The sequence below is a fragment of the Sphingomonas sp. genome, from assembly GCF_025353885.1.
Classification (GTDB): Bacteria; Pseudomonadota; Alphaproteobacteria; order Sphingomonadales; family Sphingomonadaceae; genus Sphingomonas_O.
This window is the reverse complement of sequence record NZ_JANXNX010000103.1, coordinates 26,656-34,639: the sequence shown is the minus strand read 5'-3', so window position 1 is coordinate 34,639 and position 7,984 is coordinate 26,656. Positions and strand designations below refer to the sequence as shown.

Below are 7,984 nucleotides of genomic sequence, written 5' to 3'. Positions count from 1 at the left end.
GTCCAACGCCTTATGTTTCCGGAAAGGCCAGTCGGTCACACCGCCGACGAACAGCGCCCACCAGACGATGACCGGCTGAAACATCAAGCGCGGGCCGTGATACCACCAGTCAAGCCGGGTATTGCCGACCACCACCCCCTCGAAGGCGTGCTTGATATTCGCCGGGAACACGCACACCGCATAGGTCGCCAGCATGATCCCGGCGATATAGCGCAGCCGCGGCGTCAGCAGCCCGATTGCACCCAGGATTTCGCAGACACCGGTGATCAGAATGACTTTGTCAGGGTACGGCACCCAGTCGGGGATGATGGCGAGGAACCCGCCCGGCGACCGGATGTGTACGAAACCGACAAAGGCGTAGGCCGCCGCCAATATGTAGCGGAAAATGGTGCGGTAACGCTCAATGCGAGGTGAATTGGTCACCCGCCATCCGTTGCGCGTCCTGTTCGTCGACGCAACCTGTTATTGCTCGGAAAGCGCCGGGCGCAACCTCGATAGCAGCGGATTGAGAAAATAATCGAGTGCCGTGCGTGACTTTAGCAGTACCGTGACGTCAACCGCCGATCCGGGTTTGACGGCATTGAAACCGGCCTGACGACTGGCCTCGCGCAACGCTTCGCGCGGGACGGTCACGATGACATTGTAATAGGATAAACCGGTCTTTTCGTCGACGATAGTATCGGGGGAAACCCGGCTCACCTGTCCGTGGAGGAGTGAAGCCTGGCTGTCGTGCAGCCCGCCGATCCGCACGTCAGCCGATTGCCCCCCGCGCAGTTCAACGGCTTCATTGGGGGCAATATGTGTCTCGATCTCGAGCGCATCCGAATCGGGAACGATGTCCATCAAACGTTGGCCGCGCGGCATGACGCCACCGACGGTGTTTGCCACCAGGCCCAGCACGGTGCCGGAAACGGGCGCGCGGGTCGCCGCCAAGGCGAGCTGCTCACGCGCAGATCTCCATTGCGGCAGCAACGTCTGCAATTCGGTCTGCGCAAGCCTCAGGCGTTCGGTATTCTGCTGCGCGCGTTGATTGACCATTTGCAGCATTTGCAATTGCGCTTCGCCCGCCGAGGACCGCAGTCGGGCAATTTCGGCGGTGGTCGAGCCGATGTCGCCCGTGATCGATGCAGCAGAACGCTGCAGCGCGAGCACCCTGGTCTTGGTCGCATAGCCTTTCTTGAACATTTCCTGCACGCCCGACAACTCGTCGACATTCAGCGCGTTCTGGCGAACATTGGCGGTCTGACGCTGCCGATACCCCGCAACCTGATAGTCAACCTGTCTGACTCGCTGGCGCAGCACCGCCTGTTCGGAAGCGATCAGGGTGCGCCCGGCGTCCAGATTTGTCTGTTCGGCGACCAGCGCCTGGTCGGCTGCGGTTCGCTCGTCGGCATTCAGGATCGACCATTCGGGCGGTGCGGCGATCCGTGCCGCGCCATGCTGTTCCGCCCCGATGCGCGCGATCTCAGCTTGTAGGCCGATGACCCGGCTGGCGAAGGACCGCTCGAGCGACAGCGCCTCGGTATCGGCAAAGTCGACCAGTATCTGCCCGGCCTTCACGCGGTCGCCCTCTCGGACATGGATGCCGGTCACCACTCCGCCTGCAAAGCTCTGCACCGCCTGGCGACTGCCGACGACTCGGACGACACCGGGGACGTGGATGGCAGCGTCGAGGTGCGCGAGCGCCGACCAGCCGAGGAAGCCGATGACGAACGTCGCGATCAGCGCGGCCCCGATGCGGATTTCGGTTCGCGCGTCGTGCAAGCCGCGCACCGGCAGGCTGGCGGGTTGCGGCAGATAATCGATGGTGATCACAGGCTTGCCTTTTGGGGAACGTGTGAAACCGGGCGGCTGACCGTCCGGGCTTCGGACAGATTGCCGTATTTCTCCAGCCGACCCTCTTTCAAGAGGAGCAGCTTGTCGACGGAGGCCAGTGCGTCGCTGCTGTGCGTGGCGAACAGTACTGTCGTCTGCTCCTGACGCAGGATCGACAAAGTTTTGACGAAAGCATGTTGCGCCGGGCTGTCGAGATGCGCGGTGGGCTCGTCGAGCAGCAGCAATCGCGGGTTGCCGAACAGCGCGCGCGCAAGCGCGATGCGCTGGCTCTGCCCCGCAGACATTCCGATGCCGCCCGCGCCGATCACCGTGTCGTAACCGTCGGGAAGGCGCAGGATCATTTCGTGCGCGTCGATTTTCCGGGCGGCGGCGATGACCGCTTCGTCGATGCCGTCAGGATCGTCGTTGACCAGCCCCCGAAACCGCGAGATGTTCGCCTTCACCGTGCCCGGGAACAGCATGAAATCCTGCGGTAAATAGCCAATCTGAGTGGCCAATTGATCGGGATCCCAGTCGGCGGACGATGCTCCGTCAAAGCGGACATGTCCGCGTGACGGTGGGACCGCGCCGGAAAGAGCGCGCAGCAGCGTCGATTTCCCCGCGCCGCTCAGTCCGACGATGCCGATGATCTGCCCGGCAGCGACGGTGAAACTGACATCGGCAAGGGCGACGCGGCCCGACATCGGATCGGCCACGGTCAGTCGCTCGACCTCGATCGCTCCGGTCGGGGCGGGCAGGCGGGTGCGCGCGCGTTCGGGGATTTCGAAAAACAGCGCGGTCAGCTTTTCATGGGCGATCCGAGCAAGCAGGATCGACTTCCATGATCCTACGATCTGTTCGATGGGCTGGAGCGCGCGTGACAGTAGGAGCGAACTGGCAAAGACCGCACTGCCCGAGACACTGCCTTCGACGACCAGGATCGCACCGAGCGCAAGGGCGCCCGATTGCAGCGACAAGCGCACGAAACGCATCATGCTGCTGTGCGTGCCGCCGATCAGGCTAGCCTCGATGCGCAGATTGCTGACGACGCCACGATCCACAATCTGGCGTCGTGTAAGCGCGGAGACCATACCGAGCGCGCGAACTTCGGAGGCCTGCGACGAAATCTGGGCCTGCCGGGCATAGGCTGTATTGGCGGCCTCGCGCGCGGCCCTGACCGGCTGGCGGACGCTGCGTTCGTTGTGCCACGCCAGCACCAGCATCAGCACCGCCGCCGCAACGGTCAGGAAACCGAGTGCTGGATGCAGCAGAAAGGCAGCGAGAATATAGATCGGTGCCCAAGGCGCATCGAACAGGGCGCTGGTGGCGGGGCTCGCAACTGTCTGGTGCAGGGTATCGAGATCGCGGAGCGCCTCGGCCCGTTGCGACTGGGTGAGAGCTGGCTGCGACATGATCGTATGCAGCGTGCGTTCGGCGAGATCGTCCTCAATCTGCGCCCCGGCCTGCACCAGCACCCGTGCGCGCAGCCAGTCCAGCAGGCTGAGCGTTGCCAGCGCGAAGAGGGTAATCGCGCTGAGCACCGCCAGCGTAGCCAGTCCTCGGGTCGGCAGGACGCGATCATAGACCTGCATCATGTAGATTGAAGGCGTCAGCAGCAGCAGGTTGCTAACGGCGGCAAAGGTCGCCGCTGCTATAAAATGCCTGCGACAGCGCTGAAACGCCGCGCGCACCGGATTCAATGTTACTGGTTTGCCGCCGAATGACATTCTGGATAGCCCTCAAGGCATTCGCGCCCCTGCCAGAGCTATCGATCGCAAATGCCTTACACCCGGTTAACGAAACCATGGGAGTTTCAGAAGGCAAAGTCGTTTGCGACGAGATGATTGTCAAACGGGCTGACGACCTGCAGCAACTGGTCAGCGATTCCATCGCCGTTGGTGTCGAGATGCACCGTTGTCGTGTTGCCGTCCTGGACCAGCCACATCGTGCCCGCGATATGCGCGTCACCCGACGCGCGCAGCACAAACGCCTGATCGCCACTGACCAGCGTGTTGGCATCGAGCCGGCTCAGGTCGATCCTGTCGCCCTGGGCGTGACTGAAATCTAGGATGATATCGGTCGTGTCCGATGTCTTACCAAGGTCGCCGTCACGGAATACGAACACGTCCTTGCCCGTTCCCCCGCGCAGCTGGTCGGCACCGGCCCCTCCCACCAGCAGGTCGTTGCCCGCGCCGCCGTCGAGAATATTGTTAAAGGCATTGCCGACGATATAATTATCGAATTCATTGCCGGTCAGATTGATGTTGCTACTGGTCGCGGCGGCCTGCAGTCTTTCGATCTCTTGCCCCGCGGGAAGCGCATAGCTGTTGATGGCAAGAACCGTGTCGGTGCCGCCATCGTGCCCTTCGATTACTTTGTCGTCATTGCCGTACACAAAATAGATATCGTCGCCGCCGTGGCCGGACATCGTGTCCCCGCCGCCCTTGCCATCGATGACATTTGCCGCATCGTTACCGATAATGACATTGGCCATCGCGTTGCCCCGCGCGGTCAGTGCATCGCTGCCCGAAAACGTCAGATTTTCGACATTTGCACCAAGCGTATAGCTCACCGATGAGATCACTGTGTCGATGCCGCCGGTGCGGTCTTCGACAACGACATCACCGACATGGTCGACGATGTAGGTGTCGTTGCCTGCACCACCGACCAGGCGGTCCGCCCCGCCGCCGCCGTCCAGCACGTTGGCACCCGCGTTCCCGACCAGCGTGTTGGCGAACTCGTTGCCGGTCAGGTTTAGCGCGGTGGTCGCCGAGATATCCCGCGCTTGAAGGTTTTCGATTTCCTGCCCGCTATCCAGTGAATAGCTGACGCTAGTAAGCACGGTATCGACGCCCTGTCCGGCCAGTTCGACGACGTGCTGGCTGGTGTTGTTGACCTGGTAGGTGTCATCGCCCTTGCCGCCCATCAGCAAATGGCTCGCCATCCCGGCGTCCAAAAGGTTGTTCTGGTCGGTGCCACGCATGGTCGTGTCGACGACGGTATCGATCAGCGAAACCTTCAGGTTCTTGTAATCGACTGCAATCGTCTCTGCGGCACCGCTGGCGCGGTAAATGCCTTCTTTGAGGTAGCCGCCGACAACATCGTTGAAACCGAAAGCGCCGGTATAGTCGACCAGTTGCTGACCATCGCGCGTCACCACCAGATGCCCCTTGCCAAAAGCATCGAAGGTCGCGCTGACCTTGAAGTCGTAGTAATGACCGCGTTGGATGTTGGCGGTGTCGGTATATTGATTGATGTAATGCGTATCGGCGGCGGTCGAATTCGCGGCGGCTGAATCGCGCGTCACGATCCGCATTTTCTCGCCGACCATCTCGAGAGCGAACGGCGGGCTATGGCCCTGTTCCCCGGCATCGGGCGTCGACTGGATCTGCATCAGTGTCATCCATGACGCCGAATTCTTGGCGCCTGGCTCGATCATCAGCCCGAACGATATCTCGTAAGTCTTGCCCGCGATGAACTTGGTCGGATCATAAGCCTCCGAACGTTCCTTGGGCAGGCCGTTGTCGCCGGTCCAATGATCGCCGTTGCGAACCTCAAAACGATTGACGTCGCCATTCGATTGCAGGCTCCAGCTGTTACCCGAATTCTGCGCGCGCCAGTTCAGGGCAATAGTGCTCATGGTGAAAATTTCTCGCTTTCAAGATTGCGAAATGATCGTCGACCCGTCTTGCCGAGCCCCAGACACTGGATGTGCCGGAAGCCTCCTTGGCGTGAGCGTGGTCCCGATAATCTGCCGCTGCTACGATGCCGGATTTACCCGCCACCCTTTAAGGATGCACCAGCGTGCGTAGTTTCCAGCGCATTAAGCGTCATTTCCCACCGGCGGATCACCGCTGTCGGCGCGCGAATCTAACAAATGATATTTTACGATCATATTTTTTGCCCCGGACCCACGGTCGCCATGCCATGCCATGAGCTTCGCCGCGACCGCCGTGAGATAGTCCGGCCAGTTCGCGCGACCGGATTTGCTCGATTTCCCGCAAAGCCTGCTTTATCCCGGGTTCGGACGCTGGAAGGGCCTTGATGAACACTGTCGCCGAAGTGCCCCCGCTGGTCAGTATCGTTATCCCAGCCTATGCGGTGAGGGGTTTCCTGGCGGATGCGGTCAAGTCCGTCCTGGCGCAGACAATGACCGATTTTGAAGTCATCGTTGTCGACGATTGTTCGCCCGACGACGTCGCGACCGAACTGGCGCATGCCGGGCCGGACCCGCGGATCAGGTTGGTCCGTCATGCCGAAAACGGCGGCGCAACGGCGGCCCGCAACACCGGGATCGCTAATGCCCGGGGTCGCTTCATCGCTTTCCTCGATCACGACGACAGTTGGCTGCCGACCAAGCTGGAGCGCCAGCTTGCTGGGATGATGGCCCGCCCCGACCCCGATAAAGTCTTCTGCGTCACCGGCACGATCGTGAACCTGGCTGACGGCCGCCACGTCCTCCGGCCCGTGAGGGGAAAACGTCCCGACGAACGCATGGATGAATTTATCTTCGTGCAGGGCGGCTTCTGCCAGACCAGCAGTTTCCTGGTGGGCGCGGGACTGGCGCGCCGGGCGGCATGGCGCGACCTGCCGACCGGGGAAGATCATCTTTTTGCGATCGACCTCTGCGCGCTGGGGGCCGAATACCTGCTCATCGACGCACCGCTGACGATCTATAACAACGACCTTCGTTCCGGGCGTCTCAGCAACGACAAGACGCTGGCAACCGGCGCGCGTTTCATGGCGGCGGTCGGGGGCGTGTTGTCGGCCAAGGCGTTGCAGGCTTATGAGATTCGCTACCTCGGGCCAGCGATCTTGCGCAGGAACCCGGTCGATGGCCTGGTCCGGATCGTGCGCGCGGTTGCGGCGGGGGCGATGTCGCCGCGCTTCGCCGGATCGTTGCTGGTGCGCACGATGCTGCCGGACTCGACTTATCAACGTGCCAGGGCTGCTCTTCTGGGTCAGCGAAAATCGGCGCAGAATTGACCCCTTACCCTCGCTCGCTATGCTGCACTGCAGTTCTGGATAGATGGGAATGGTGGAAGTCATGCAGGATCCACGGGTCGTTTCCCCTCGTAGCACCGTGACCGGCATGCTTTCGCGACGGATATTCATCGGATCGGCCATGGCCTGCGTCGCATGTAGCGAGCGGTCGATCGGGGCGGGGGCTGAGGGTAGCCATGGGCCGCTGGTTCCCTTGTCCAGCGTAGCGCGCTTTCCGATCGGCGGCGCGCTCAACAGCGCCGACCTCAACGACCCGACGTTGATGGCGCTGTTCAAGGCCAACTTCTCGCAGGTCACGCCGGGATACGAAATGAAGATGGGGCCCATCGTGCGCACCAGCGGCCAGTTCGACTATACACAGGCCGACCTTGTGGCGGACTACGCCGCGGCCAACAACATGGCGCTGCACGGCCACACACTTGTCTGGTACAAGAGCGAGCCCGAAGCGTTCAAGCGGATCGAGGGCGATCGCATTGCCTTTGCCGCGCTTTACAAGCGCTATATAACCGAAACGGTCACGCACTACCGCAACCGCGCGCGGGGGTGGGATGTCGTCAACGAGCCCGTCACGCACGACGGCACTGGCTTGCGAGATTGCCTGTGGAGCAGGGTGCTCGGGGCCGAGGATTATATGGTCGATGCGTTTGACCATGCCCATCGTGCCGCACCCGAATCACGGCGTTTCATTAACGACTATGGCCTTGAGGAACCCGGCAAGCGGCGCTTGTTCATGGCGCTGGTCGAACGCTTGCTGAAGCGCGGGGCGAAACTCAACGGTATCGGGACGCAGACTCATGTCAAGATCGACCTTCCGACGGGTGCCCTGACCGACACGATCAAGGACCTGGCGAGTTTCGGGTTGCCGGTCCACGTCTCCGAACTGGACATTTCCTACGGCCATCGCAGTGTCGACCTTCGCACCGCAGCGACCAAAAGCGCGTTGCAGGCCGATCGCGCCGCAGAACTGGTGCGCGCCTATGCAAAATTGCCCGAGAAACAGCAGTATGCGATCACGATATGGGGCGTTCGCGACCGCGACTCCTGGCTGCGGCACGACCCGTTCCCGACCACCGGCGACGCGCCGTTGTTGTTCGACGATGATGGCCAGCCCAAGCCGATGCTGCATGCGATGCTCGATGCGTTCCGGGAAACGGCGCGGCGATGA

Annotated in this window: 6 protein-coding genes; 2 read left to right on the top strand and 4 right to left on the bottom strand. The window is 61.8% G+C overall.

Annotation, left to right across the window (positions count from 1 at the left end):
- The 4 genes from Q0R02_RS11430 to Q0R02_RS11415 form a co-directional block, all read right to left on the bottom strand.
- Nucleotides 1–423 (bottom strand): DoxX family protein (locus Q0R02_RS11430; protein ID WP_367271464.1); only part of this gene is annotated, 423 nt, incomplete at its 3' end.
- Nucleotides 424–462: 39 nt separating this feature from the next.
- On the bottom strand, nt 463–1,815 hold the full coding sequence (locus Q0R02_RS11425) for an HlyD family type I secretion periplasmic adaptor subunit (RefSeq protein ID WP_293883632.1): 1,353 nt from the start codon (nt 1,813–1,815) through the stop codon (nt 463–465).
- On the bottom strand, nt 1,812–3,542 hold the full coding sequence (locus Q0R02_RS11420) for a type I secretion system permease/ATPase (RefSeq protein WP_293883630.1): 1,731 nt from the start codon (nt 3,540–3,542) through the stop codon (nt 1,812–1,814). The genes Q0R02_RS11425 and Q0R02_RS11420 overlap by 4 nt, the downstream gene beginning before the upstream one ends.
- An 86-nt stretch (nt 3,543–3,628) precedes the next feature.
- Nucleotides 3,629–5,455 carry a heparin lyase I family protein gene (locus Q0R02_RS11415; protein WP_293883628.1) on the bottom strand — a complete coding sequence of 609 codons (1,827 nt, stop codon included), beginning with the start codon at nt 5,453–5,455 and terminating at the stop codon, nt 3,629–3,631.
- A 404-nt stretch (nt 5,456–5,859) separates the two neighbouring features.
- Here Q0R02_RS11415 and Q0R02_RS11410 point away from each other — a divergent pair, with 404 nt between their 5' ends.
- Entirely contained in the window at nt 5,860–6,801 is a 942-nt protein-coding gene (locus Q0R02_RS11410) for a glycosyltransferase family A protein (protein WP_293883626.1), read from the top strand.
- A 49-nt stretch (nt 6,802–6,850) separates the two neighbouring features.
- The gene (locus Q0R02_RS11405) at nt 6,851–7,984 is read left to right on the top strand and encodes an endo-1,4-beta-xylanase (RefSeq protein WP_293883624.1); all 1,134 of its coding nucleotides are present in this window, start codon (nt 6,851–6,853) and stop codon (nt 7,982–7,984) included.